19 protein-coding genes are annotated in these 26,083 nt (G+C 62.2%); 9 read left to right on the top strand and 10 right to left on the bottom strand.

From position 1 onward, the window contains the following. Positions 1 to 136 precede the first annotated feature (136 nt). From AB7C87_RS17625 to glmU, 3 genes are all read right to left on the bottom strand, one after another. Positions 137 to 799, bottom strand: coding sequence for a helix-turn-helix domain-containing protein (locus AB7C87_RS17625; RefSeq protein ID WP_369730813.1), 663 nt, complete (start codon positions 797 to 799; stop codon positions 137 to 139). 142 nt (positions 800 to 941) lie between these two features. After that, positions 942 to 2,627, bottom strand: coding sequence for an alkaline phosphatase family protein (locus AB7C87_RS17630; protein ID WP_369730814.1), 1,686 nt, complete (start codon positions 2,625 to 2,627; stop codon positions 942 to 944). Positions 2,628 to 2,910: 283 nt separating this feature from the next. Beyond that, positions 2,911 to 4,092: a bifunctional sugar-1-phosphate nucleotidylyltransferase/acetyltransferase gene (gene glmU / locus AB7C87_RS17635; protein ID WP_369730815.1), complete on the bottom strand. Its 1,182-nt coding sequence runs from the start codon at positions 4,090 to 4,092 to the stop codon at positions 2,911 to 2,913. A 413-nt stretch (positions 4,093 to 4,505) separates the two neighbouring features. On the opposite strand from glmU, the gene AB7C87_RS17640 reads away from it, so the two are divergent. The 4 genes from AB7C87_RS17640 to AB7C87_RS17655 all read left to right on the top strand — a co-directional run bounded on the left by AB7C87_RS17640 (position 4,506) and on the right by AB7C87_RS17655 (position 11,650). Next, entirely contained in the window at positions 4,506 to 4,829 is a 324-nt protein-coding gene (locus AB7C87_RS17640) for a hypothetical protein (RefSeq protein ID WP_369730816.1), read from the top strand. A 758-nt stretch (positions 4,830 to 5,587) separates the two neighbouring features. Continuing rightward, positions 5,588 to 7,141 (top strand): ABC transporter substrate-binding protein, encoded by a 1,554-nt coding sequence (locus AB7C87_RS17645; RefSeq protein WP_369730817.1) that lies wholly within the window; start codon positions 5,588 to 5,590, stop codon positions 7,139 to 7,141. Between the two features lie 760 nt (positions 7,142 to 7,901). Further along, positions 7,902 to 9,218, top strand: a complete 1,317-nt coding sequence (locus tag AB7C87_RS17650) for an ABC transporter substrate-binding protein (protein ID WP_369730818.1) — start codon at positions 7,902 to 7,904, stop codon at positions 9,216 to 9,218. A gap of 131 nt (positions 9,219 to 9,349) precedes the next feature. After that, a complete protein-coding gene (locus tag AB7C87_RS17655; protein ID WP_369730819.1) occupies positions 9,350 to 11,650 on the top strand; it encodes a methyl-accepting chemotaxis protein in 2,301 nt (766 codons plus the stop codon). Positions 11,651 to 12,127: 477 nt separating this feature from the next. On the opposite strand, the gene AB7C87_RS17660 is transcribed toward AB7C87_RS17655, so the two are convergent. The 5 genes from AB7C87_RS17660 to AB7C87_RS17680 all read right to left on the bottom strand — a co-directional run bounded on the left by AB7C87_RS17660 (position 12,128) and on the right by AB7C87_RS17680 (position 17,619). After that, positions 12,128 to 13,267 (bottom strand): ABC transporter ATP-binding protein, encoded by a 1,140-nt coding sequence (locus AB7C87_RS17660; RefSeq protein ID WP_369730820.1) that lies wholly within the window; start codon positions 13,265 to 13,267, stop codon positions 12,128 to 12,130. Positions 13,268 to 13,319: 52 nt separating this feature from the next. Beyond that, complete coding sequence (locus AB7C87_RS17665; protein ID WP_369730821.1) at positions 13,320 to 14,231, bottom strand: carbohydrate ABC transporter permease; 912 nt, start codon at positions 14,229 to 14,231, stop codon at positions 13,320 to 13,322. 83 nt (positions 14,232 to 14,314) lie between these two features. Further along, a complete protein-coding gene (locus AB7C87_RS17670; RefSeq protein WP_369730822.1) occupies positions 14,315 to 15,367 on the bottom strand; it encodes a carbohydrate ABC transporter permease in 1,053 nt (350 codons plus the stop codon). 13 nt (positions 15,368 to 15,380) lie between these two features. Then, positions 15,381 to 16,700, bottom strand: a complete 1,320-nt coding sequence (locus AB7C87_RS17675) for an ABC transporter substrate-binding protein (RefSeq protein WP_369730823.1) — start codon at positions 16,698 to 16,700, stop codon at positions 15,381 to 15,383. A gap of 565 nt (positions 16,701 to 17,265) precedes the next feature. Then, positions 17,266 to 17,619: a DUF8160 family protein gene (locus AB7C87_RS17680; RefSeq protein WP_369730824.1), complete on the bottom strand. Its 354-nt coding sequence runs from the start codon at positions 17,617 to 17,619 to the stop codon at positions 17,266 to 17,268. Positions 17,620 to 18,218: 599 nt separating this feature from the next. Here AB7C87_RS17680 and AB7C87_RS17685 point away from each other — a divergent pair. The 4 genes from AB7C87_RS17685 (at position 18,219) to AB7C87_RS17700 (ending at position 22,825) form a co-directional block, all read left to right on the top strand. After that, on the top strand, positions 18,219 to 19,310 hold the full coding sequence (locus AB7C87_RS17685; RefSeq protein ID WP_369730825.1) for a Gfo/Idh/MocA family protein: 1,092 nt from the start codon (positions 18,219 to 18,221) through the stop codon (positions 19,308 to 19,310). A 163-nt stretch (positions 19,311 to 19,473) separates the two neighbouring features. Then, complete coding sequence (locus AB7C87_RS17690) at positions 19,474 to 20,922, top strand: extracellular solute-binding protein (protein ID WP_369730826.1); 1,449 nt, start codon at positions 19,474 to 19,476, stop codon at positions 20,920 to 20,922. A gap of 12 nt (positions 20,923 to 20,934) precedes the next feature. Next, the gene (locus AB7C87_RS17695) at positions 20,935 to 21,921 is read left to right on the top strand and encodes a carbohydrate ABC transporter permease (RefSeq protein ID WP_369730827.1); all 987 of its coding nucleotides are present in this window, start codon (positions 20,935 to 20,937) and stop codon (positions 21,919 to 21,921) included. A 1-nt stretch (position 21,922) separates the two neighbouring features. Continuing rightward, a complete protein-coding gene (locus tag AB7C87_RS17700; protein ID WP_369730828.1) occupies positions 21,923 to 22,825 on the top strand; it encodes a carbohydrate ABC transporter permease in 903 nt (300 codons plus the stop codon). 136 nt (positions 22,826 to 22,961) lie between these two features. Here the strand turns inward: AB7C87_RS17700 and AB7C87_RS17705 are convergent, their stop codons facing one another. Both AB7C87_RS17705 and AB7C87_RS17710 read right to left on the bottom strand, forming a co-directional pair. Further along, positions 22,962 to 23,792 (bottom strand): DUF8054 domain-containing protein, encoded by an 831-nt coding sequence (locus tag AB7C87_RS17705; RefSeq protein WP_369730829.1) that lies wholly within the window; start codon positions 23,790 to 23,792, stop codon positions 22,962 to 22,964. A 2-nt stretch (positions 23,793 to 23,794) separates the two neighbouring features. Further along, a complete protein-coding gene (locus AB7C87_RS17710) occupies positions 23,795 to 24,982 on the bottom strand; it encodes an ABC transporter ATP-binding protein (protein WP_369730830.1) in 1,188 nt (395 codons plus the stop codon). Between the two features lie 120 nt (positions 24,983 to 25,102). Between AB7C87_RS17710 and AB7C87_RS17715 the strand changes: the two genes are divergently transcribed. Beyond that, positions 25,103 to 26,071, top strand: coding sequence for a sugar phosphate isomerase/epimerase family protein (locus AB7C87_RS17715; protein WP_369730831.1), 969 nt, complete (start codon positions 25,103 to 25,105; stop codon positions 26,069 to 26,071). Positions 26,072 to 26,083 lie beyond the last annotated feature (12 nt).

The following is a 26,083-nucleotide window of genomic DNA, read 5'->3' on the forward strand; positions in this document are numbered from 1 at the left end:
GCAACCGTTCGACTCGAGCCGATCGAATATCGTCTTCCAAGCCCGATATCGGCGTTTAACACCCGTATAAACCCTACTTCCGTGGCGACCACACGCGCGAGTCGGTTCTAAATCGAAGACGGGGTCGTGAACACAGTCACGCGACAGTGTCGACGGTCCGGTCTTTCTCGAGCGTGGCGGCGATTAGCCTCGAGATGGCTCGGCGCAGTTGCTGGGAGACCGCCGAATCGGTGACGTCGAGATGTTCGGCGAGGTCGTCTTGTGTGGTCCCCCGCGGCACGTCGAAGTAGCCGCCCTCGTAGGCCAGTAGAAGGATCTCGCGTTGGTTGTCGGTCAGGAAGTAGGTGCCGTCGTCGGGGGCGGCGGACTCACACAGTTGCATCACGCGAAACGAAACATCGCGATCCCGATACCAGCGCCTGATCGCGGTCAGCGCGTCGCGATCCGGGAGATGGACCCGGACGGTCCAGCCGCTCCTGTCGCTCGTGACGGCGAAGACGAACAGCCCGTACTCGACACACCGCCCGGGAACGACCTCGAGACCAGTCTCGACTGTGAACCGGTAGATCTCCCGCTGGCCGAAGGCAACGACTCGCGTCGGATCCGAGACGGTCGGATCGTCGCGCATCGTCTCCTCGAGGCGGCCGTCCGGGTCGCCGAACGCGGAAACGAACTGGACGCGGTTTCCGTCACACACTGTCTCGTACTCGTGTCGCAACGCCACGTCCGGTTGGCGTTTCATCGTCGGTACCAGCACCAGCTCGTCGTGGGCGAGGCGGACTTCTGCGATAAATCCCATCGAAGTGTCGGTGTTTGCGGAGTCTGTGCCACGAGTCCATACTTATACGCCGCGTAAGACCGTTTCGTACGGAATACTGTGGGATACCGGGTGACCGCAAGGCGGTCACGGTCGCGCCGAAGACGGCGGACAGTAATCCGTATCAATTCATGTACCCGAGGTCCGCCAGTCGGTCGGTCACGTCTTCGTCCGGTGTTGACCGCTCGTCATCCTCGCCGTCGTACGGCGGATAGGTAGTCGGTTCGACGGAATCGACGATCCCCAGGACGTTTCCGTCCATCCGATCGCTGTATGGGGCCCCCATCGACGCCATGACCGTAGGCGCAACGTCGAAAATGTGTGCGCGATCGATCGAAAGTGTGTCGTCGATCCCCTCGCCTGTCGCCGCGAAGATTCCCTCGAGTTTGTGATTCCAGGGCTCGGCCGCGTCGAAATAGCCATCGCTCCGATGGCCGATTTCCTCGGTAACCATGTGTTCGAACTCCGCGGGGATCGTGACGATGTCGACCGTTTCCTCGTCGTACTCCCCGTGGAAGTACTGTTCACGCGGCGCGACCGTCTCGAAGAACGGCTTCCCCTCGGGTGTTTCGACGGTCTGGAGCGTTCGGATCAGTTCCTCGCGGAGCTGTTCGTACTCGTCGGACGGAACGACGCCCGCCGGATCCCGGTCTGCGAGGTTGATCCGGACGCCGAGTTCTGTTCGAGCGCGGACGTACGCCTTCGACCCGGCGAAATCAACCTGTTCGTTCGCCGTCCGCGAGACGCCGCCAGGCGCGTGTTCGATCACAACGTCGGCGAGTCCGACCCGCTCGAGAGCCCGCCGAAGGCGAGTGGCGGTCACGCCGAATCGTGCCGCGATCGAGGCCGTGCGGGCCGCTACGCCGGGCTCCCAGGTATCACACTCTTCGCCCTCGCGGAGGCGTCTGCGCATCGGCGTCCAGGAGGGCATCCCCTTCCCGCCCGTGGTCGTCTCGAGGTAGCCCTCGTCGTTGAGGTACTCGTTGATCCGGAACTCGTAGCCGTCGTAGGTGCCCATCCCGTGGTCGCTGACGAGGAACACGCGGTCGGGATCGCACACCTCGAGTAGCTGGGCGATCTGTTCGTCGGTGGCCTCGTAGACGCGATCGACCGAGTCCTCGTCGCCGTCGAACTCGTGGAAGACGGTGTCGGTCTTCTGGAACTGGACGAACCCGAAGTCGGGATCGAACTCGTCGACGAGGTAGCGAAAGGCCGCGCCGCGCATTCGAATCAGGTTTCGGTACTCCTTGAGCTTCGCGTCGTCGGACAACGAATCGTCGTCGCGCGTGTAGTTCGGATAGACGCGGTACTCGCCGATCGCGTCGCGGACGTCGTCCAGGAGCCCGTCGGGGTGACAGGGCGGATCTTCGGGGCCGAGAAAGCCCGGAATCACCGCACCGTCGAACTCGTCGGGCGGGTGCGTGACCGGCGCGTTGACGACGACGCTCGAGTGGCCCTGCCGGTCGAGTAGCGTCCACAGCGGGTGTTCATGGACGTCGTCGTTGCTCGTCACGTGCCAGTCGTAGCCGTCGTAGCCGACGAAGCCGATTGCACCGTGTTTGCCGGGATTGACGCCGGTGTAGATCGACGGCCAGGCGCTCGGCGTCCACGGTGGGATCTGGGACTCGAGCGGTGCGACCACTCCCTCGGTGCAGAGCCGTTCGATCGTCGGAATACGGTCGGCTTCGAACAGTCGTTCGAAAACCGGTAGACATCCCGCGTCGATTCCGACGAGCAGGGTCTCCAGGCTCGCGTCGGCCGCGGTACTCGTAGGCGATACAGTATCGTCTCGACGGTTCGTCTTGGTCATCGGTTCGGTAAGCCTCGTTCGTAGTCAGCGAATCCGTTCGACCGTTGCCGGCCGAACGCCGACAGCGGGGTCGCTCGGTACGATTGTCTACCTCTCGCGTGGGACCTGAACGACTTCATTATCGACCCGTTAAACCCGGTGGGTTCGATCGTAAATCGACTGGACGAACGTCGATCGCCCGCCCGAGGGGTTCGGGCTCGATAGTCTCGGCGCCGAGCGCGTCGAGTGAAGCGATCTCTCGTCGCAGTCGATGTCGTCGACCGCGTCGCTCGGTATCTGCACGTCATCGGTCTCGAGTGACGACGTCACCCGGTTCGGTAGTCGCCCCTGGTGAGAGCGTTACGCCGGCGTTGAGGCTCGTGTCGATGCCCGTCCTGACGCCGTCGCCGAGGACGACGCCGAACTTCCGGCGGCCGGTCGAGACGCGGTCACCGTTGACGGTCATCTGCACGGGCTCGTCGTCGTGTCGGAGGTTCGCGACCGTCGTTCCGGCCCCGAGGTTCACGTTGCGGCCGAGGACGCTGTCGCCGACGTACGAGAGGTGGTTGACGCTGGCTCCGGCCAACAGGACGCTGTTTTTGATCTCGACGCCGTGACCGACCGACGCGTCCTTGCCGACGACCGTCGGGCCACGGACGTAGGCGTTGGGCCCGACGGTCGCACCCGATCGAATCAGCGCCGGTCCGTCGAGGACGACGCCCGATCGAACCGTCGCACCCTCCTCGACGACGATCCGCCCCTCGAGTTTCGCGTCGGGGCTGACCTCGCCGAACACGTTGGACTCGATCTCTCGCAGGTGCTGTCCGTTCGCCTCGAGGAGTTCCCACGGTCGACCGACGTCGAGCCAGCCCTCGAGTTCGACGTGTCTCACGTGGCCGTCCTCGATCACCCGCGAGAGGACGTCGGTGAGTTCGTACTCGCCGCGCTCGCTCTTCGGAACGTCGAGGTGCTCGAGCGCCCGACGAGGGAGGACGTACACGCCGGCGTTCGCGAGGTTCCCCGGCGGATCGGCAGGTTTCTCGACGATCTTGGTCACCGCTCCATCCCCGACCTCGAGGATTCCGTAGTTCGACGGCTCCTGGACGCGCGTCGAGCCGATACTCGGCCCGGAACGGAACAGGTCGACGAGCGACTCCCGCTCGTAGACGACGTCGCCGTTTACGACCGCGAACTGGTCGTCGACGTACTCGCTCGCGACACGGAGTGCGCTCGCCGTTCCGGTTCGTTCGGGTTGTTCTGCGTACTGGATCGGAACGCCCGCGTACGAGCCACCGAAGTGTTCGCGGACGACGTCTCCTTCGTACCCGACGACCAGGATAATTTCGTCGGTTCCGGCGTCGACTGCGGCTCGAACGGTGTGTTCGACCAGCGGTCGGTCGCCGACCGGAAGCATCGGTTTCGGCATCGTTTCGGTGAGCGGACGCATTCTCGTCCCCTGTCCCGCCGCGAGAATGACGGTTTGCATACCCAGGACGAAACCACCATCGGATTTGCTTATACTGGTGTTAACCCCCGACACGCCGTCTCGGCAACGGCTGGTGTCACACGGGCCGCAATCGACGACGATGGCCTCGATTATCGGTGGGAACGCAGGTCGTTCGAAGGTCGGCCGTCGAAGCCGAGGAGTGTTGTTGACAGTGATGATGGATTAACCGGGGTATAGGCGGAAAGTGGTAGACAGTTACGTAACTGGGACGGACTGTCATACAGCTAACCGTTCGATTGCCTCCACTGCAAGAATCACAACTCGTCTTAAGCCAAACGAATCGTAGAAACGGAGTCTCAGCCTTATTTATCAATTCACCATCGGGTCGAACGCACGCTATGAAAGCACCAACCCTCAACAGACGTCGATTCACGAAAGCGCTCGGTGTCGGTATGATTGCGGCGATAGCAGGTTGTGCGGACGACCAGGACGACCCCGACGACACTGGAATGGACGACGAGATGGAAGACGACGAAGCAGGTGGCAACGAATTCGACGACGAGATGGAAGACGATGATGGCGAAGACGACGAAGCGGGTGGCAACGGGTTCGACGACGATGGCGAAGACGACGATGGCGAAGACGACGAACTCGGTGATGGAGAAGACGACGATGGCGAAGACGACGAACTCGGTGATGGCGAAGACGACGAACTCGGTGATGGCGAAGACGACGAGGTGACGCTGACCGACGGAAACGAGGGAGACAACGCCTAATCGAACAGTTCGGGGATATCGACGCGATCTCCCTCTTCCCCGATTGGCTCCTCGATCTGCTCGGTCTCGCCGTCCCCCACTCGCTCGAGGCTATCAGGCCGATGGTATCGTGGGAGTGTCCGACTGAACGATGGGAAGCCTCGGCGTCGTTCGGAAGATCGAAGATATTCCGTGACTGAGCAGAACGTCGTTCCGCGAGCTCCGCGAAACCAAAGGTTTCGCTCGATGATGAAAGGCCCCTGGACTTTCGAACCACCTGACGCCGAGCCGGTTTACGTCGTCCGCGAGTTCGTCGACGTATCGCGAGCGCCCAGCGTTCGCCGGAGGTCTTCGCGACGGTTCGCGGGAACGATGTCGTTCAGACCGCGCTCTCGGCCGTCGTCGAGGCGACCCTCGGCGCGACTATCACGCTCGTCGCTTCCCGAGTGGATCCTCGAGCGTTACGAGTGCCTGCAGACTCACGCTGAGGCCCGCCTCGACGGACTGGCCGCGGCCGATCGGTCGAGTACGAGACCGCCGTCGAGACGCTGTCGACGAACCACGAGTTTGCTCGAGCGTGGGTAATTTTACGAGGTCGACGATGAACTCCCGGTGGCGATGCCAGAACAGGATTATCACCGCAGCGGCTACTCGAGCGCCCAGCTCCGTCGCGTGATCGCTCCGTACCCTCGACGGCCAGCGTCGCCGACTGCTGGCTTAACAATCGTGGTGTACAAATTAACAAGATATATTACGAGATGGTGGTGATTTATTAGCCAATGTCGATCTCACTTTCGAGACGTGAACTGGTTGCGGCCGGCCTTGCCTCCGGCGTTGGAACCGTCTGCGGTTGTCTCGGTAGTCAGCCAGACGAATCAGGCGAAGATCTCGTCGCTTCCTTTCCGAGCGATCCGACCGGGGGTGCGTGGGATACTGCGTACGGCGGAGTCGTTCCATACTACACGCGAGTATTCGAGCCGTTGGTCTGGACGACCGACGAGATGACGCCTCGTCCGTGGTTGGCGACGGAGTGGGAACCGGTCGACGAGACGACCTGGGTGTTCTCGTTGCGCGAGGACGTCGTCTGTCACAACGGCGATCGACTGACCGCCTCCGACGTCGTCTGGTCGTTCGAACACCTCTTCGAAACGGAAGGGAGCTACGTCGAGGGCTGGCTTCACCTTCGCCCGGAGAACGTCGAGGCGATCGACGAGCACACGGTGGAGTTCACGAACACCGAACCGTTCCCGACGTTTCCCGGAACGATCGCACACAATATGGTCGCCATCCAGCACCCTGACTCGGGGGAGGGTGAGGATGTCGTCGCGACGGGACCACTCCGTATCGAGGAGCACGAGCGTGGTCAGCGTCTCGAGACGGTACCGTTCGACGACTACTGGGGCCAGACCCCCGAGTTCGACCGGCTCACGTTTCGTGCCATCGAAGACGACAGTACGCGTGCTCTCTCGCTCGAGTCGGGGGAGATCGACGTCGCGTTCGAACCCCCTCGATCCCAGCTCGAGTCCCTGGAAGCGACCGACGGGATCACGGTTCGAACGATACCCGGCACCGAGACGACGTTCGCCGGGATCAATCTCTACAGGGAGCCCATGGACGATCCGGACGTTCGGCGGGCGCTCAACTACGCGGTTTCACAGGAACGAATCGTCGACTCGGTTCTCGAGGGGGTCGGTTCGCCCGCCCGTGGACCGTTTGCTCCCACGATCGAGTGGGCGGCTTTCGAGTCCCTCCCGCGGTACGACCGCGACCTCGAGCGGGCAAAATCGCTCATCTCGTCCTCTGCGTACGACGGAGAAGAACTCACGTTAGCGACGTACGATACGCTGGTCGACGGTCGAGCCGTCGCCGAGACACTACAGGGCGCGTTCTCGGAGATCGGCGTCGAAACCTCGATCGAGGTCATAGAGGAGAGTTCGTTCTGGGACGCGATGTACGCTGGCGAGAGCCACCTGTTTCTCGTCCAACTCGGCTCGCACAGCGTCGCGGCCGACTTCCGGATGTACGATACGTTCCACTCGGAGGGACAGAACAACGTTCAACTGTACGAGGCCGAGGGGACGGGCTTGTACAATCTCGGCGGCGAGGTAGATGACCTGATCGAGGAGGGGTATCAGACTCGTGACGCCGGTCGAAAATCGACGCTATACGGCCAGGCACAGGAGATGTTGATGTCCCAGGCCGTCGTCGTCCCGGTCAGCTACGACGAGTACACAGTCGCGATGGACGACGAACTCGAGGGTCTCGACCTCGTCGCGATCGATCGCATGGTCGATTGGACCGGTGTCTCGAGGGGTGCACCAAGCGACGATTGATAAGCCTACCACTGAACTTGATCGGGCGACGCATCACCTTCCCCGGGACGCCACCGAATCCGCCGAAGAGCTCAGAGACCACGCAGTCGTAGTGATCAGTTGGTACGCGGGACGAACCTCGTCGATGGGCTGTACAAGTGCTTCGTTAGCTGTATCTCCTCCTTGCTCGCGTCCCCCGGTCGGTCGGTGCTCGCTGAAGAAGGGGGCTTAGCGCCTCATTCAGCGAAAGGGACAGATACCCCTTCCGATCATAATAAATGTGGCCTATATATAGATTACTGATAAGTGTCTCTGAAGATCCTGGGTACAGTCCGGTCATTCTGGCTAAGTTGCCCTCGAGCGACGAGAGTTGGGCGTCCGCGGAACTCCGTTATCTTCACGCTTTGGACGCGTTTTGACGGACACTAACCACCGTGACCCGACGGTCTCGTACGGGATATCGTTTCAGTGTAGCCGTGGCAGTGTTCCGCTCTCTCGGCACTTATCAAATGACGAATTTAATATTATTTAATGATATCATCGAAATACTGTTACTTGTAATTGGTCGCCCTCGAGTCGAGGGCCGACGTCTCCGAGTTCGGTCGTCATCGTCGTCGAACGGCGTGGCACCCGCATGGAATGGTCGTGTTCGACCGAGGCTCGTGTCCGAGGGCTGTGGTCGCCACTCACCGTCGCCACGATCGGTACTGCGGCCACCCCGTGCCGTCACCGCCATCGGTAGAAAAGGATATACACGGATAGCACTATTGACCGGTGTACGATGGGTCGGGGAACTATCGAGGGATCGAGCGCGTCCCGGCGGTCGGTACTCCGACGGGCCGGGACACTCGGCGGGGTGACGGTCGGTCTCGCAGGCTGTACGTCGTCCGATCGCTCGAGCGACGAGGTCGACGAGACTGATCCGACCGAGGAAGCCGAACTCGAACTCGTCCATTGGTGGACGGCCGGCGGCGAGGAGGACGCCCTCGAGGCGCTCCTCGATGGGTTTCTCGAGGCGCACGACGACGCCGTGATCGAGGAGAATCCCGCGCCAGGTGGCGCCGGGTCGGCGCTCAACGCCGCGGTCCAGTCGCGGCTCATCGACGACTCGCCGCCGTCGTCGTTCCAGATCTGGCCGGGTGAGTCGCTTCGTCCGTTCACCGACTCGGACGTGCTCGCGGACCTCGGGGAGCTCTGGTCCGAAGAGATGCGCGAGGGGTACATCGATAGCGTCCAAGAACTCTCGCGCCGCGACGGGGCGTACGTCGCGGTGCCGATCAACATTCACCGGCTGAACAACCTCTTTTTCAACGTCGACATCGTCGCAGAAAGCGGCGTCGACCCGGAAGCGATCGACGACCCCGAGACGTTGCTCGAGGCGTTCGACGCGGTCGCCGACGCCGGGTACACCCCCCTCGCCCACCAGACACAGGACGCCTGGCCGACGGTCCAACTCTGGGAGACCGTCTTCCTCGGCCAGCACGGAGTTGGGGCGTTCCAGTCGTTTCTCGAGGGCGACGTGGATGGACTGGGAGGGGCCGTCGCCGACTCGCTCTCGCTGATCGAACGCTCCCGCGAGCACGTCAGCCCGGATGCGAGTTCGATCGCCTGGGACGAGGCGAACGCACAGGTAATCGCCGGCGACGCGGCGTTTACTCATCAGGGTGATTGGGCGGCCGGCCACTACAGTTCCGCGGGTCTCGTCTACGGGGCGGAGTGGGATCACGTCGCGTATCCCGGGACGGAGGGGGTGTATACGATGGTGCTCGACGCGTTCGTGATGCCGGAGCCGAATCCCTCTCCGGAGTTGACCGAGAAGTTCCTCGAGTACTGTGGCTCCGTCGACGCACAGCGTCGGTTCAATCCGCCCAAGGGCTCTATCCCGCCGCGGACGGACGTCCCTGCAGAGGAGTTCCCCGAGTTCCTCCGCGACCAGATCGATGACTTCGACGCCTCGACGGCTCAGCCACCGACGATCACTCACGGCTCCGCGGTCCACCCTGCGACGAAAAATCAGTTCGAGGAGGCGTTCGCCTCCTTTCTCGAATCCTGGGACGTCGAGGCGACGGCCGCCCGTCTGCTCGATATCGTCCGTTAGGGGCGCTGTGACTACAACTTTACACTCGCTCTCACCATCGCTTGGCGTAGTGGCCGCCGCGACGAGTCGAGCGAGCGAACGCGACGCAGTATACAAAACGCTAATGTCGATGTTTTCCCTGTATCCGTACGATGCTGGACAGGCTTCGTCGAAACGTGCCCTCGGTCATCCGGAGGAGCTACGCGTTGAAGTTCGGGATCGTACTCCTGTTGATCGGTGCATCCGTCGGAATGATCGGATTTTTCGCCACCGAGGAGATCCGGGCACACGTCCAGGACAACGCCGACGAGGAGTACGCGACCCTCGCCGAACAAGAGGCCAAGAACCTCCAGGCGTGGTCCGAGAGCAACGAACAACGGGTCGAGACGCTCATCCGGAGCCCCGAGCTTCGAGGGCTCACGACGACGGAGCTTCGCCAGTACACTCAACATCCCGATCGGGCGAACGCGATCCACATCGTCGACACTGCCGACGGCGAGATCATCGCCAGTACGGACCGGACGCTCACCGGCGATTCCGTCGAGGAGCTCTCGGTTCCCGACTCCGAGGGACTGCTCGAGCAGATCGATCCGTTCTCCGTCTACCGGTCGAGTCCGTACCTGCTCGAGGAGGACGATCGGCAACCGGTCGTCACCTACGCCCAGACCACTGGCGACGGTGCGATCGGCGTCGTCTACACCGTCGAACTCGAGCAGTACACGGAGCAGTTCAACACGCACGGTGACGATCGATCGACGACGCTCGTCCTCGACGGTGAACAGCGCCTGGTGTTCGGCGACGACGGGTACGGCGAGGATCTGGCCCACTTCGGGTTGACCTACGATAGCGACGACGGGTTCGACGATCCGGCCGGACCCGGTTCCCGGACGATAGCGTCGGCGGAGACGTCGGATGCCCTCGTGGCCTACGGATTCCCCGCGGAGGAACACGTCGTCGGCTACGCGCCCGTCGAGGGAACTGACTGGACCGTGCTCGTCCACGAACCGACTGCCGACGCCTACGGCTTTGTCACCACCGTTCAGTGGCTCGGCTTTACGGCTACCGCCGGACTGGTGCTTCTGATCACGGCGATGGGGGCGGTTGTCGGCCGGAACACGGCGCGGTCGATCAACAGACTGAGCCACAGGGCCTCCCGCATGGAAGCGGGCGACCTCGACGTCGACCTCGAGACGGATCGGGTCGACGAGATCGGCCAGCTGTACGTCGCGTTCGACAACATGCGCCGTTCGCTTCGTGATCGGATCGACGAGACACGACGCGCCCGGGAGGAAGCCGAACGCGAGCGACGTCACACTCAGCACATGAACGAAGACCTCACGCGTGCGGCAAACCGCTATGCGGCCGTGATGCAGGCGGCCGCGGAGGGCGACCTCACGGTGCGGATGGATCCCGACGCGACGGACACCGAACCGATGCGGGAGGTCGCGACGGAGTTCAACGGGATGCTCGAGCAACTCGAGGAGACGATCGCGCGGCTGAACTACTTCGCCGGTGAGGTCGCGGCCGCGAGCGAGCAGGTCTCCGGCTCGAGCGGGACGGTCCGCGAGGCATCGGAGAACGTCGCCGACTCCGTCCAGCGAATCTCCGACGGCGCCGCCAGACAGAACGAGTCGTTACAGGACGTCACCGAGGAACTCTCCGAACTCTCGCGAACGACGAGAGAGATCACCGAGTCGTCGAACGAGGTCGCAGAGCTCGCCAAGGAGACCGCAGTGACTGGCGACGAGGGTCGCGAGGCCGCCCGTGATGCGATCTCCGGGATGGCGTCGATCGAAGTCGAATCGGAGCGAGCGGTCGAGGAGATCGGCCAACTCGAGCAGGAGGTCGCGAAGATCGATACGCTGATCGACCGAATCCAGGTGATCGCCGACCGGACGAACATGCTTGCGCTGAACACGAACCTCGAGGCGGTCCGGCCGTCGAGTGGTGACAGCGAGGACTTCGCGGCCGTTGCCGAGGAGGTCAAAGAGCTCTCGGGAAGCGCCAAAGACGCCGCCGCGGAGGTCGAAACCCACCTCGAGCAGATCCGCGAACAGACCCAGCGATCGGTGAGCGCGGTCGAGCAGACGAGCGACGAGATCGACGTGACGGCTCGTCGCGTCGAACTGGCGGCCGACGCCCTAGAGGACATCGCCGAGTACGCCGAAGAAACCAGTGGCGGCGTCCAGGGGATCTCTACTGCGACCGAACAACAGATGGAGTCCACCCACGAGGTCGTCTCGCGGGTGAGCGAGATTGCGACGATCAGCCAGGAGACGGCGACCGGGGCCGACACGGTTGCGGCCGCGACCGAGGAGCAGACGAGCGCGCTTACCGAAGTGACGGGATCGATGTCGGAACTCGCCGAGCGAGCAAACCGACTCTCGACGGCGCTCGATCGGTTCGAGACCGACGAACCCGACGACGCTGTCGCCCCGTTCGAGAATCCTTAACGCCACGCGTCTTTCGAGTTCTGTGACGGTTCGATCCGGCGCTCAGAACAGTCAAACACTCCGATTCGAACACTGCTATCATTATGGACATGTGTGTCGATCAGATCGAGAGATACCGCACAAATTCAATCACCCAATACGTCGAAATAGGCGCTAAATTCGCTCGAGAAGGTGCTTTCCCCGATCGAGAGAGAAGACGGTTACTCGATGGGAAGACGTGGTGTCAGTTCCTTCGATTTGTACGCGAACAGTCGATTTGTGGTGGCGGAGTGCCTGTACCAACCACATATGACAAATGAATCATGTCTTTTCCGACTAATCGGTTGCCCAACCACCACTTTCGAGCGAAAGCGCCGGCGTGGCGTTGGATGCTGAGAGCGTCGGTCGGTACTGCTCGAGACGGTTCGACACAGCACAGAATACGCCCGACACAACGCAGAATTCGCCGACAGAACGTCCTCGAAGGGGACGTTCGGGTCAGACGCGGGACGCGAGCAACTCCGCTTCCTCCTCGATTTCGCGGTTGTGCAACGCCACGCCGGTTTCGCGATCGAAGATGTGGATCGCCGATTCCGGGATGCGGATCACGTACCGCTTTCCGGCCTCCACGTGGCGCATCCCGTCGACGATCACGTTGAACGTCGACTCGGTATCCGTGTCCGGGAACCGAACCAGAAGGTTGTTTTCGTTGCCCATCGGCTCGACGACGTCGACGACGGCAGGGAAGTCGTACGCCGTCTCCCTGGCGTCGAGGAGTTCGACGTCCTCGGGTCGAATGCCGAGGACGAGGTCCTCACGACCGGCCAGTTCCGACCGGATCGACGATGAGAGCGGATACTCGAATTCGACGTCGGTGCCCACCAGTCGGTCGTCCTCGAGGGTAACGTCGAAGAAGTTCATCGACGGCTCGCCGATAAAGCCGGCGACGAAGCGGTTCTTCGGGCGGTGATAGCACTCGAGTGGGGTGGCGACCTGCTGGAGTTCGCCGTCGTTGAGGATGGCGATCCGATCGCTCATCGTCATCGCCTCGGTCTGGTCGTGGGTGACGTAGACGGTCGTCACGCCGAGTTCCTCCTGGAGGCGTTGGAGTTCAGTCCGCATGCCCGAGCGGAGTTTGGCATCGAGGTTCGACAGCGGCTCGTCCATCAGGAAGACGGCCGGATCGCGGACGATCGCCCGTCCGAGTGCGACGCGCTGTTGTTGGCCGCCCGATAGCTCCCCCGGCTTGCGCTCGAGGAGGTCGTCGATCTCGAGGATCTTGGCGGTCTCCTCGACCCGGCTGTCCATCTCCGCTTTCTGGAGGGTCGTCGACTCCTCGAGACCGAAGCGCATGTTCTCGCGGACGGTCATGTGGGGGTACAGCGCGTAGCTTTGAAACACCATCGCGATGTCCCGTTGTTGGGCCGGCGCGTCGTTGACGACCTCGCTGTCGATCGCGATTTGGCCATCCGAGATCGTCTCGAGGCCGGCGATCATCCGCAGCGTGGTCGACTTGCCACACCCCGAGGGGCCGACGAGGACGAGAAACTCGCCGTCGTCGATCTCGATCGAGACGTCGTCGACCGCGACGACGTCGTCGAAGCGTTTCGTTACGTTTCCGAGCGTGAGTTCTGCCATACGTGTATCCTCAGTGTCAGCGATTTCGAAGGGGTAGGTTGTCTGTGTTCCATTACGATGCACCGCTGATTCCTTTCGCGAACTGCCTGCCGAAGATGACGTAGATGATGATCGTCGGCAAAGCGGCGATGAACGCTCCCGCCATCTGAATGTTGTACTCCTGTGCCATCGACCCCTGAAGTTCGTTCAGCGACTGGGTGACGACGTAGTTCGACCGCGAGGTGACCAACACCAGCGCGAACAGCAGGTCGTTCCAGACCTGCGTGAACTGGTAGATCAGCGTCACCGCGAACATCGGGAGCGACAGCGGGAGGACGATTCGCTTGTAGATGCCGAACGCGTTCGCGCCGTCGATTTTCGCCGCCTCGATCATCTCGTCGTCTAACGTCTTGTAGTACGACCGAAAGAGGATCGTACAGATCGGAATCCCGTAGGCGGTGTGGGTGATCGTCAGCTCGATCAGGTCCGCCCGGTTCGCAAGGAACGGCGCGAACGCGAGCAATCCGGCGAGGTCGACCATCGACCAGAACTGTCGCAACGGGACGAGCACCGACTGATACGGCAAGAACACCCCCGCGAGGAAGATCACGAGGATACCGACCTGGCCGCGCCAGGACAGCTTCGTCAATCCGTAGGCGGCGAAACTGCCGAACAGCGCCGACAGCACTGTCGCCGGAACGACGAACATCGCGCTGTTGACTAGCCCGCCCTGAAGCGTCGCGAACGCGAGCTCCCACGGCTCGAGGGTGAACCACTCCGGCGTCGGCGGCTCGAGTGGCGACGTGTTGATGAAGCCGGCCTGGGACTTAAACGCCGTCGTCAGCCCGGCCCACAGCGGCGAGAGATAGAACCCAACGAGCCCGACGAGAACGCCGTACAGCACGACGCGCTGGGTGTCGAGTTCCGTTCGGTGCTCGGCGATCCGGTCACCGAGCGATCGTCCGGTTTCGTCCGCGGTCGCCATCTATCGATCACCTCCGGTCGGCGCCGGTCCGATGGCGGTGGTGTCCGTCGGTTCGGCTGTCGGTTCGTGCGTCTGCGTCGTCATCAGAGATCACCTCGTTTGTATTGCATGTACAGGTAGGGGGCGACGACCGACAGCGCCATCAGGAAGAGGACGGTCGCCACCGCAGCCCCGTAGGCCCACTGGGTTCGCGAGAAGGCGACGCGGAACATCATGACGGCCAGGATGTCGGCCGATCGGCCGGGATTGTCCCCGAACATGATGAAGATGAAGTCGAACGCCTTCAGCGCGAACACCATCAACACGACCGCCGCGGAGGTCGTCGACGCGCTCAACTGTGGGACGATCACGCGCCAGTACATCCGAAGCGAGCTCGCACCGTCGACTGTCGCCGCCTCGTAATGCGAGTCGGGAATCGCCCGCAAGCCGGCGAGGTAGACGACCATCGCGTATCCGCTGAACTGCCACGTGAGCGCGAAGATGATCGCCGCCAGCCTCGTCCGCGGATCGCCGATCCAGTCCATCGCGAGGAAATCCAGCCCGATCGCACCCAGGACGACGTTGATCGTCCCCGTACTCGGGTTGTACATCCACGACCAGAAAATCGCCGTCACGACGAACGACAGCGCCATCGGCAACAGATAGATCGTCCGGAACGTGTTCTCGAAGCGGATGTTCCGGTCGATCAAGATCGCGAGCACGAGCCCGATCGCCAGCGAGACGACGGTAAACGCGATCAACAGGACGATCGTGTTCCGAAACGCCGCCCAGAACGACGGATCGTCCGGCATCTGTGCGTACATCTCGAGCGAGAGATTCGTGTAATCCGGCTGGCTGAGACCGCTCCAGTCGGTCAGCGAGATGAGGAGGTTCCAGCCGACCGCGCCGTAGACGAACCACCCCATCAACAGCGCCGGCGGGAGCCAGAACGGCAACGCTTGGACCGCATCGCTGTGTTTGAGTCTGGAGAGCCTGCCGCGTGTCGTCACGTCGCTCCCCCCGTCGGTCCGTAGTTTCCCGCTCGGGCCGTCGGTCCGTGGCTCCTCGCTTTGGCCGCCAGTCCGTGATTGCTCGCTTCGCTCGTCGCTGTCACGACGCCCTGTGCGGGAACGAAGTCGATCGATATCGAAACCCATGGAAGAGAGGGAGTTAGAAGATACCGATCAGTTCCTGGGTCGTCTCGTCGACGTCCCAGTTGTCGGTGAAGACGGCGAACGCTTCCTGCACCTGGTCGGCCTGAGCCGGCTCGAGGCCGCTCCCGTGGGAGATGGTAACCGTCTGTTCGTTGGACGCTTCGAAGTCGGCCATCTGATCCTGTAAGAACGGCGGGAAGCCGTCCGTCGCGGCGTCGGTCCGCGGCGGAATCGACCCCTTGTGCGGGTTGAACCGTTCCTGGGCGTCGAGCGTCGTACAGTAGCTGACGAACGCTTCGGTGGCCTCGGGCGTCGGGTTGTTCGCCGGGTAGACGAAGCCGTCCATCACCATCGTGTAGGCGTCCTCGGTTCCGGGGAAGGCGATGTAGTCCCAGTCCTCGCCGTATTCGAACCCATCGGCACCCTGGTACTCGCCGGCGGCCCAGTCGCCGTTGTGGTGGAACGCGGCGTCGCCGGTGATGACGTCGGCGTTGGCTTCGTCCCAGGCGACCGTCCCGGCGTCCTCGTTGTGGTACTCGCTTATTTGTTCGACCAGTTCGAGCGAGTCGGCGATCTCGCTCTCGAGCGATGCGGCGTCGCCCGCGAGGAACTGCTCGTACGTGTCGGCCCCGTACTGTCCGAGGAACACCATCTCCCAGAACTGGAGGATTCCCCACGGTTCCTGTGTCTGCTGGGCGAGTCCGACGTAGCCGGCGTCGTCTGCCGCCTCGAGCAGGTCGAGAAGATCCTCGGGGTTTTCGGCGTCAGCCGGATCGACGCCGGCGTCCTCGACGACCTCGACGTTGTAAAAGAGGTTGTTCAATCGGTGGATGTTGATCGGCGCCACGACGAGGTCGCCATCCGGCGCGGCGGCGTCGATGACGCCGTCGACGTACGCGTCCTCGTCCTCCCAGACGTCGCCGATCGATTCCAGCGCGTCGGCCTCGAGATACGGTCGAACCGCCTCGCCGGGCCAGATCTGGAACGTACTCGGCGGATCCTGGTCGATCACGCGCGTCTGGATCGCCGCATCGATCGCCGCACCGGCACCGCCGGGTGCCGGATTGTTCTCGACGCTGTGTTCGGGATACGCCTCCTCGAACCCGTCGAGCAAGGCGTTCAGTGCCTGTTCTTCCCCTCCAGCGGTCCACCAGTGGACGATCTCGAGGTCGCCGTCGGCGTCCGACCCACCCGCGTCGTCGGCGTCGTCAGCTCCGTTCCCCGTGTCGATGTCGTCCGGATCTTCGTCCTCGGCACACCCTGCGAGTGCCAGCGCGCCGGCCGATCCGGCAAGCTGAACGTACCGTCTCCGAGATACTGAGTTGTCTTCTCTCATGGCTTTGCGACACGACGAGCGACGAACTAATATTATAAAAAACTATCGTTCGCATCTCGACATTCGACGGACGCGAATCGGCGTCACTCGGCTCGAGGCCGTGTGATACGACCGTCGGTAGAGTTCCAAAACCGCGGGAATGCGCCATGATTCGAGACGTCCTGTCTCTTTTCGTCAGCCGCGGTCGCCCGTCGTGAACGTACCCGCCAGGAGAGTCTGGAAAGTATTACTCGAGTTACCGACTTGTACATTGTTAGTATTACTAATCTCGAATCGACACCGCCTGCGCTCGAGTTTCAGCGGTGATTTCCTGGTGGCCTTGCGCCGACATTCGCCTCGTAGTGACGGTTTACCCCATCTGCCCCAACTCGGGATTACGGATGTATGGTTGTAAATTGATCTGCCCTCTTCGGGGGACCACAGACGTTTCACTCCCCAGGATCGATCCGCGTCTCCGTCGGAACTGCTCTGACGCGGCGCTCGGGGGTCGTTTACGCCGTTCCGGATCGATCGGTGCAGAGAGGATTGCTAGTAATACTAGTTTCCCGAATTGACCGTCGGTGGGTTAGCCGTACTCCTCCTGTAAGTACTCGAGCATCGAGAGCAGATCGTCGGTATCGGACTGGTTGAGGTTGTTCAACCCGACCGCGACGAGAAGCGGGTAGAAATCCTGCAGTTTCTGGAGGTCGTAGGCCGTGGTTCGGGCGGATTCGTAGCTCAACTCTCGGTAGGAGAGATTGAGCGCGTTGTGGAGATCCGAGGGGAGGTAGATCGTCACTCCCTCCCACTCCTCTTTGACGTTGCCCAGGTCCTCGAGGTCGTACTCGACGTCCGGCTCGTCGCCGTCGAGTGCGTCTTCGACGCCTGGGAGTATCGGCTCGGCGTCGTCGGCATCCTCGTCGTTCGGTCGTTCAGACATTGGTGGCACCGTCGGCCCGATTCTTTGGACGCGAGCCGTCTTGCCGCAGGCGGGGTGTTGCTCGTAATGCTTTCATGATTCTACTGTCGGCCTCGTTTCCAAATAAATATTCGGGTCCGTTCGGCCGAGGCTTCGGAGCCGTAACTGACGTTCGAGGGGACCCATTGCGTCAATTTGCACGTTCTCTCCTCGTATCGTCGCCGTATTGCGGGGCGTCGATAGCATCTTTCCTCCAAAATTTTTGTTAGAGAACACCGTTGACTTTGTAAGAACCATTCTCAGTCGAACCACATTCAACTCTCGATCAGTTATTCCCTGGTTTCGTTCTCTCTTTCCTTGTAATAGGTTTCTACCACATGTGGAGCGAAATAGCCTATTGACTGATGAACGTCTTTTTTCTGCGATAGAGAACAAGTGATGAGTATGTAGAACAAATTAAATTCTATAGAGAATGGCTGTCGGAGCCAATCGCCCGGAACGAACGCCCTGACGCACTCGCTTCGATCCCTGTCCGTCGTTCGATCCCACGAGGGTGTGACCGATCCGGCTGGTAGGGGAACACTTTTGACACTTGGTTCACTTCCGTTTCATGATACCGAATGGTGTACGACGTAATTCAAGTCGGAACGGGTGGCCAGGGCGAGCGCTGGTGTACCCAGTACCTGCCACCGAACGTCGAGGACGATCTGATCGACGTCGTCGCTGCGGTCGACGTCGACGAGGCGATGCTGGAAAACGCGAAAGGCGGCCTCGGATTGACCGATAGCCAGTGTTATACCGACGTCGAGGAGGCCTTCGCCGACCACGATGCGGATTTCTGTACGATCGTCGTCCCGCCGAACGTCCACGAGCAGGTCGTCGATCGGGCCCTCGAGTACGACCTGCACATCCTCTCCGAGAAGCCGATCGCCGACTCGCTCGAGGCGTCGGTTCGAATCGCCGAGAAGGTCGAACGCGCCGGAGCGAAGATGGGCGTGACGATGAGCCACCGGTTCGACCGGGACAAGACGACGCTCCGGCGGGAACTCGAGTCGAACGAGCACGGGCCGCTCGACTATCTGATGTTGCGTTTTACGTGTAACTGTCGATCGTACGGAAGTTGGGGTGCGTTCCGTCACGATATCGAGGACACGCTCATGATCGAAGGCGGCGTTCACCACCTCGACATCCTCGCGGACCTGGCCGGTGCACCCTGCGAGACGCTGTACGCACAGACGTGGCTACCCGAGTGGGGCGAGTACGCCGGTGATGCCCAGGCGCTGGTCAATCTAACCTTCGAAAACGGAACCAGAGCCGTCTACGAGGGTGCGAAAACTAACGCCGCGGCACTCAACGGCTGGGGACACGAGTACGTCCGTGCCGAGTGTCGGGATTCGACGCTCGTTCTCGACGGACGCGAACTCGAGCGATACGCGTACGATCCCAGTGTTGAGCCCCAACTCGGCGAAGGCGTCGACGGGCGTCGGGGCGAATCGATCCCGTTACTGGAGGGTGAGAAGTGGGCGAACACGTGGCTCGTCGAGCGGTTCGTCGAGTGGCTCGACGGCGGCGAGCCGATGGCGACGAACGTACAGGATAACCTTCACTCGATGGCACTCGTCGAGGCGGCTATCGAGAGCAGTACCACCGGCGAACCCGTCGCCGTTCAGGAACTGCTCGAGGACGCTCGGCGGTCCGTTTCGATCGAATAGGCCGGCGTTTCGATCGAATCGGTCGGACCGTCTCGGACCTCGGTAACGTTCCGTCTCAGTGTGGAATAGTTCACTACTGAATCTCGCACGAATCTTTATTACTGTCGCAGCGGTAACGTTTTGATGGTGCGATAGTATGTCACGCAATGCGGTGAATAGACGAATGTTTGTCAAATCCGTCGGTGCTACCGGCGCGGCTTCCGGTTTGGCCGGGTGTATCGGCGGCGAGGAAAATGGAAACGGGGCCGACGAAGAGTTGACCGAAGAGACCGACGTCGACGCCGAGATCGAACTGCAGGTCACGACGAACTCCGATATCGCGGACGAATCGGACGCGGTCCGTGAAATGTTGTGGGAAAACGGATTGTCAGAGGACGTCTTTCCCCACCTCGTCGAAGTCGGCGAGGTCACCGACGACATGGAGGCCGAGTATCGCTCCTGGCTGGCTGCCGGTCGATCGACGCCGGATCTTCTCATCGCCGACAGCGGCTGGACGATCCCGCTGATCGTCCGCGATCAGCTGGTCAACCTCGAGGAGGAACTCCCGGGCGAACTCGTCTCCGAAATCCACGAGGAGTACTTCGAGATGAGCGTCGAGTCGGCGGTCCATCCGGAAACCGGCGAACTGTACGCGGTCCCGCTCTATCCGGACTTTCCGACGATCCAGTACCGGAAAGATCTCGTCGAGGACGCGGGCTACGATCCCGACGGCGAGGAGTGGGCGACGAACCCGCTCTCCTGGGCGGAGTTCTCGGCGGTCGTCGCCGACACGCTCGAGTCTCACGACGACGTCGAGTACGGATACACGTGGCAGGCCCCTCCGTCGGAACAGCTCTCCTGTTGTGTTTTCAACGAGATGATCACGTCCTGGGGCGGCGCGTACTTCGGCGGCCCCGACAATCTCTACGGCCCGGTCGGCGACCGTCCCGTTACCGTCGACGAGGAGCCGGTGATCGACGCCTTGCGGATGGGACGGACGCTCATCCGCGGCGAGGACGACGAGTTTGCCATGGACGCCATCGAGGGGATTTCGCCGGACGCCGTCGTCCAGTGGGACGTCGAGCCGTCGCGGGCACCGTTTACCGACGGCGACGCGGTCGCCCACCGCAACTGGCCGTATTCGATCGCGATCAACGGCGCGGACGACGTCCACGGGGAAGATATGGGGGTCATGCCGCTTCCGTACGGCGTTCCCGAGGACGAGGCGACGTACGACGGGACCGGCGGCTCGACCGCCGCACTCGGCGGTTGGCACTACGCGGTCAACCCGAACACCGAGTACCTCGACGCGTGTCTGTCGTTTCTCGAGGCGATGGCGACCGAGGAGTTCATGCTGGATCTGTTCGAACTCGTCGGCTACATCCCGCCGAAACCGGAGATCGTCAACTCCGAGGAGGCCGCCGAGACGGAGGTCATGGGCCGATACGTCGAGACGCTCCAGTACGCGGGCGAACACGCGATGCCCCGTCCCGTGACGGTTCTCTGGCCGGAGCAGTCGAATCGAATCGAACAACAGGTCAGCGACGTTCTCGCCGGCGACCTCGATCCCGGGCCGGCGATGGACGAGCTGCGGGAGACCCTGGCGTCACTGGAAGCGGAGGGCCAGGAGTAATCCCTGGAGATCATGGCCAGGAATACAACCAGTCTGGTGCTCTACCCGGTAACCAACCGGTTCACCAACGGGATCGGTGACAGAGTGGAGAACCTCAGCGAGACGCAGTTTGCGTACCTGTTGCTCGCTCCCATGGGAATCGTCCTGTTCGCCATGGCGTTCTGGCCGCTGGGGCATACGTTTTACATGTCCTTGCACGCCGACGACCTGTACACCGCCGACTGGACGGGCGCATTCGTCGGTCTCGAGAACTACGTCGGCATTCTGACTGGGGAGTACGACGCGCGTCTCCCACGGCCGCTGTTTTCGACCGACCAGATCTTTACGAGCGCACTCACCGTGACGTTGATCTTCACGATCGTCGCGGTCGTCCTCGAGACGATTCTCGGATTCGCGATGGCGCTCATCCTGGACCAGTCGTTTCGCGGTCGACGCTGGGTCCGGATGGGCTTTATTTTCCCGTGGACCGTTCCGATCGTCATCCAGGGGATGATCTTCTATCTCTTCTTCCAGCCCGGTATCGGTCCCGGCGTGGAGCTGATGCAGGGACTCGGCGTGTTCTCGTCGACCCCGTTGGCGAGCTCCGTGGATTCGTTGATCATCGTCATCTTCGCCGACATCTGGAAGCAGTCCGCGTTCATGGCGCTTCTGATCCTCGCCGGGTTACAGAGCATCAATCGCGACCTCTACAAAGTCGGCGAAGTCGCCGGAGCCAGCCGGTGGCAGCGGTTCAAGACGATCACGTTTCCGCTCGTCCTCCCCGCGTTGCTCGTGGCGTTGTTGTTCAGAACGATCGCCGCGTTGCACGTCTACGGCACCATCGAGACGGTCACTCACTGTTCGACGGTGCCGTCGCTTTCGTGTCTGGTTATCGAGACGTTCAACGCGGGTCGGTACGCGTCGGCGGCGTCGATCGCGTTCATCACGGCGTCGATCATCGGCGTGTTGTTGCTCGGATACCTCCTCGTGATGAGACGAGTCGGACGGGGGGCGGTGTGAGATGGCCGTCAAAGAGCGATACGCGGATCTGGTGACCTGGTCGATCTACAATCCCAACGACGTCTACCGGGTCCTCATGGCCGTCGGCATCGCGTTCTTCCTGCTGATGGCGTTGTTCCCGTTCTACTGGCTCTTCGTCCTCGCACTCACCCCCCAGGAGAACCTGTCGAACATCTACCTCTTTCCCGACGGGTTCAACCCCGGCGTCTTCGTCGAGGTCTTCCAGGAGGTGCCGTTTCACATCTACATGTTCAACAGCATCGTCATCGCGACGATCACGACCGTCGTCGTGGTCTTCATCGGGAGTCTGGCCGGGTACGTGTTCGGCCGTATGGAGTTTCCGGGACGAGTGCCCGTCTTCTTCGGCATCCTGATCGTTTCGTACTTCCCGGCGGTCGCGTTCTTCCTGCCGTTGTTCCTCCTGTTCACCGAAAACATCAGCGTTCTCGGGATCACCCCACCGGCGGTCTTCAACTCGCCCGGCGGCGTCATCTTCCCGATGAGCGCGTTCCTGATGCCCCTGATCGTGTTCCTGCTGGCGACGTTCTACAGCCAGATCCCCGACGGACTCGAGGACGCCGCGCGGGTCGAAGGATCGACGCGAATCGGCGCACTGTTCCGGGTGATCATGCCCGTCTCGGCGCCGGCCGTCGCCACGTCGGCCGTCCTCGGATTTATCATCGTCTACAACGAGTTCTTCTTCTCGTATCTGATGTTCGACGGCCAACCCGGCAGTGGCGCACCGATCGTCCACGGCATCTTCCGCTATCAGGGTCAGTTCGAGGTCTCGTATCACCTGATGGCCGCCGCGAGCATCGTCGGCGTGATCCCGATGGCCGTCGTCGTGTTGATCGCCCAGGAGAAGATCGTGAGCGGGCTCACACAGGGTGCGGTCAAAGAGTAGCGGCTCACCTCCGACTCGAGGGGTATTCGATTCCGACTCCGCTCGCAGCGTCGTGTCGGTTGGTATCGATCGAGAGACGCCGTGGACACGTGGTAACGAGGCAGTTTTTCGAGGTGGCGGCGTTGTCTCGTCCCGACTACGCGTGACGCTCGGCCACCGCGACCGAACACGACGGGCAGTACGACACGAGATCGGGTGGGCTGTAGGCGGTTCGCGGCCCGCCACAACACGAGCCTGCCGTCGTCTCCATGAGCGTCGCGTCACAGATCGGACACCGATCGAACAGCGTCCGAATCGCCGGAGCGACCGCGATGGCGTCGGCCACGTCGAACGGACGTCCGGGTGTGGTCAGCGTCTCCACGATCGCGAGGTCGACGATGACGAGCGGTTTTCGAATCCACGTCTCCGCCGAGAGCGAACCGTCCCCGGCCGATGCGACGAGCCACGTCCGCTCGCGATCGTCCCGTCGTTCGACCCACGCGTCGTCGACGTTGTCGAACGTCGTTCGGAGGCGTGATGCCAGCTCATCCGGCGATCGCCGCGTGTTCTCCTCGATTCGCGATCGGAGGTCGGCTTCGAAGTCGTCCGATAGCTCTAATCCGCCACCGGCCTCGAGCAGGACGTCCTCGGCGATCAGGTCGTCGACCAGCGTCTCGGCACGTCCATCGCGGTCCTCGAGCGCGCGGAGGTCCGAGTCCGATCGGGGCTCGTCCGGCGTCCGTTCCGCGGCGAACGACCACTGGACGAGTTGTGGCGTATACGGAATCAGATAGCCGCGGAGCCAGAGCTGTATCGCTCCGATCGCCGCGAGGATTGGCGCGAGCACCGGCGCGATTGCGGCGACGAGCGCGACGGCGGCGAGTAGCAATCCGGCGTTCGCGACCGTACACTTCGAGCACCGCCGGGAGCCGGTGTACTCGTCGTTGCGGACCCGTTCGAGGGCGGTCGATACGGTCCGTGCGACCATGTTCAGTCCTTTGCCGTCGCCGGCGAGGGTGTGGAGTCGTCGGCCGTCGTCTCGACGCCGTGGGCCACTGCCTCGCCCGCCCCGTCGAAGACGTGGAGGGCAGACCGATCGAACGTGACGGCGACGCGGTCTCCCTCCGTCAGGCTCACGTCGGGGTCGGCTTTCATCAGTAGCTGTTCGGACGTCTCGCTGGCACCCTCCTCGCTCATCTGGACGCTTCCGTCGCCGTCTTCGAAGAGCATGTAGACGAGTAACTCGTCGCCCAGTGGCTCGATGACGTCGACCGTCGCCTCGATTCGTCGCGAGGGGTACGCGAGCTGGTCGTCCCCGTCGGCCAGGTAGACGTCCTCGGGGCGGATACCGACCGTGACCGGGTCGCCGCTCGAGACGCTCGAGACGCCGGAGACGTCGATGGGAGGCGGAAGCGTCGGACAGGCGATCGACTGATCGTCGACCGACCCGGGGAATCGGTTCATCGAGGGGCTGCCGATGAAGCTGGCGACGAAGACGTTGGCGGGTCGGTTGTAACACGTAAGCGGCGGGGCGATCTGTTGTAACTCGCCGTCGTTCATGATGGCGATCCGATCGCTCATCGTCATCGCCTCCTCCTGATCGTGCGTGACGTAGATCGTCGTCACGTCGAGTTCGCGCTGGATGCGCTGGATCTCCGTGCGCATGTGAACACGGAGTTTCGCGTCCAGGTTCGCGAGCGGTTCGTCCATCAGAAACACCGACGGATCGCGAACGAGGGCGCGGCCGATCCCGACTCGCTGGCGCTGTCCGCCCGACAGTTCGCTCGGCATCCGATCGAGCATTCCCTCGAGCTGGAGGATTTCGACGGCCTCCTGGACTTTTTCCTCGATAACTGTGCGATCGTGGCCACGGATCTGGAGCCCGTAACTGATGTTGTCGAAGACGTCGAGGTGGGGAAACAGGGCGATGTTCTGAAACACCATCGCGATGTCTCTGTCTTTGGGTGCGGCGTCGGTGACGTCCGACCCCGCGATGTGAATCTCACCCTCCGTCGGCGTCGTCAACCCCGAGATCATCTCGAGGGTGGTCGACTTTCCACAGCCGGAGGGGCCGACGAGCGTGACGAACTCGCCGTTTTCGATCTCGACGCTCAGGTCGTCCACCGCGACGACGTCGGAATATTGTTTTCTGACAGTATCTATCCGTACCTTACCCATAGTAGCTCCGTCACCGGGATCGACCTTTATTCTTGCGGAGCAATCGCAGACGTGATACGACAACTCGATCGATCTTATCGCATACATTTATGTGGGTTCTTCACACACTATTTACTGCACATGAACGTTGGCGTACTCACAGCGGTACTTCACGACCGGCCCCTCGAGGAATCGATCGAGTATCTGGACGGTATCGGCGTCGACGCCGTCGAACTGGCCTGCGGTGGCTTCGTCGGTGACGGGCACGTCGACACCGAGACCTACCTCGACGACGAGAGCGCACAGGCGAAACTGCTCGCGTTGACCGATCGCCACGAGATGGAGATCAGCGCCCTGTCGACGCACAACAACCCGATCCATCCGAACGACGAACGCGCCGCCGAGGACGATCGGCAACTGCGAGACGCGATCGAACTCGCGGGCCAGCTCGGCGTCGACGCGATCACCTGCTTTTCGGGCCTCCCGGGCGGGAGTCCGAACGACGAGACGCCCAACTGGATCACGGCACCCTGGCCGAGTGAACACCTCGAGGCCCTCGAGTACCAGTGGGAGGTCGCGATCGACTACTGGTCCGAAATTGCCGACCACGCCGACGAACACGACGTGAACGTCGGTATCGAGTTGCACCCCAACATGCTCGTCTACGAGCCCGAGGGGATGCTCAGGCTTCGCGAGGAAACCGGCGAGCGCATCGGTGCGAACCTCGATCCGTCGCACCTCTACTGGCAGGGTATCGACGCCACGGAGGCGATCCGCGTCCTCGGCGACGCCGACGCGATTCATCACTTCCACGCCAAAGATACGAAGGTCTACGACGCTAACGCCCGCGTCAAGGGCGTCCTCGACACTACGCCGTACACCGAGGAGTCCGACCGGTCGTGGCTGTTTCGCTCGATCGGCTACGGCCACGGCGAGGACCACTGGAAGGACGTCGTCTCCACCCTGCGGATGGTCGGCTACGACGGCACCCTCTCGATCGAACACGAGGACTCGCTGACCAGCGGCCGGGAGGGACTCGAAAAGGCCGTCGACGTCCTCTCCCGTGCCGTCTTCGAAACCGCTCCCGGCGACGCCTACTGGGCCGAGTAACGGCGCACTCGT

Source organism: Natrarchaeobius versutus, from assembly GCF_041205745.1.
In the GTDB taxonomy this organism is placed as follows: Archaea; Halobacteriota; Halobacteria; order Halobacteriales; family Natrialbaceae; genus Natrarchaeobius; species Natrarchaeobius versutus.

Excerpts from the sequence above, each read along its gene's own strand:
- AB7C87_RS17625 (WP_369730813.1), bottom strand. The coding sequence starts at position 799 with ATGGGATTTATCGCAGAAGTCCGCCTCGCCCACGACGAGCTGGTGCTG.
- AB7C87_RS17630 (WP_369730814.1), bottom strand. The coding sequence starts at position 2,627 with ATGACCAAGACGAACCGTCGAGACGATACTGTATCGCCTACGAGTACC.
- glmU (WP_369730815.1), bottom strand. The coding sequence starts at position 4,092 with ATGCAAACCGTCATTCTCGCGGCGGGACAGGGGACGAGAATGCGTCCG.
- AB7C87_RS17640 (WP_369730816.1), top strand. The coding sequence starts at position 4,506 with ATGATTGCGGCGATAGCAGGTTGTGCGGACGACCAGGACGACCCCGAC.
- AB7C87_RS17645 (WP_369730817.1), top strand. The coding sequence starts at position 5,588 with ATGTCGATCTCACTTTCGAGACGTGAACTGGTTGCGGCCGGCCTTGCC.
- AB7C87_RS17650 (WP_369730818.1), top strand. The coding sequence starts at position 7,902 with ATGGGTCGGGGAACTATCGAGGGATCGAGCGCGTCCCGGCGGTCGGTA.
- AB7C87_RS17655 (WP_369730819.1), top strand. The coding sequence starts at position 9,350 with ATGCTGGACAGGCTTCGTCGAAACGTGCCCTCGGTCATCCGGAGGAGC.
- AB7C87_RS17660 (WP_369730820.1), bottom strand. The coding sequence starts at position 13,267 with ATGGCAGAACTCACGCTCGGAAACGTAACGAAACGCTTCGACGACGTC.
- AB7C87_RS17665 (WP_369730821.1), bottom strand. The coding sequence starts at position 14,231 with ATGGCGACCGCGGACGAAACCGGACGATCGCTCGGTGACCGGATCGCC.
- AB7C87_RS17670 (WP_369730822.1), bottom strand. The coding sequence starts at position 15,367 with ATGGGTTTCGATATCGATCGACTTCGTTCCCGCACAGGGCGTCGTGAC.
- AB7C87_RS17675 (WP_369730823.1), bottom strand. The coding sequence starts at position 16,700 with ATGAGAGAAGACAACTCAGTATCTCGGAGACGGTACGTTCAGCTTGCC.
- AB7C87_RS17680 (WP_369730824.1), bottom strand. The coding sequence starts at position 17,619 with ATGTCTGAACGACCGAACGACGAGGATGCCGACGACGCCGAGCCGATA.
- AB7C87_RS17685 (WP_369730825.1), top strand. The coding sequence starts at position 18,219 with ATGGTGTACGACGTAATTCAAGTCGGAACGGGTGGCCAGGGCGAGCGC.
- AB7C87_RS17690 (WP_369730826.1), top strand. The coding sequence starts at position 19,474 with ATGTTTGTCAAATCCGTCGGTGCTACCGGCGCGGCTTCCGGTTTGGCC.
- AB7C87_RS17695 (WP_369730827.1), top strand. The coding sequence starts at position 20,935 with ATGGCCAGGAATACAACCAGTCTGGTGCTCTACCCGGTAACCAACCGG.
- AB7C87_RS17700 (WP_369730828.1), top strand. The coding sequence starts at position 21,923 with ATGGCCGTCAAAGAGCGATACGCGGATCTGGTGACCTGGTCGATCTAC.
- AB7C87_RS17705 (WP_369730829.1), bottom strand. The coding sequence starts at position 23,792 with ATGGTCGCACGGACCGTATCGACCGCCCTCGAACGGGTCCGCAACGAC.
- AB7C87_RS17710 (WP_369730830.1), bottom strand. The coding sequence starts at position 24,982 with ATGGGTAAGGTACGGATAGATACTGTCAGAAAACAATATTCCGACGTC.
- AB7C87_RS17715 (WP_369730831.1), top strand. The coding sequence starts at position 25,103 with ATGAACGTTGGCGTACTCACAGCGGTACTTCACGACCGGCCCCTCGAG.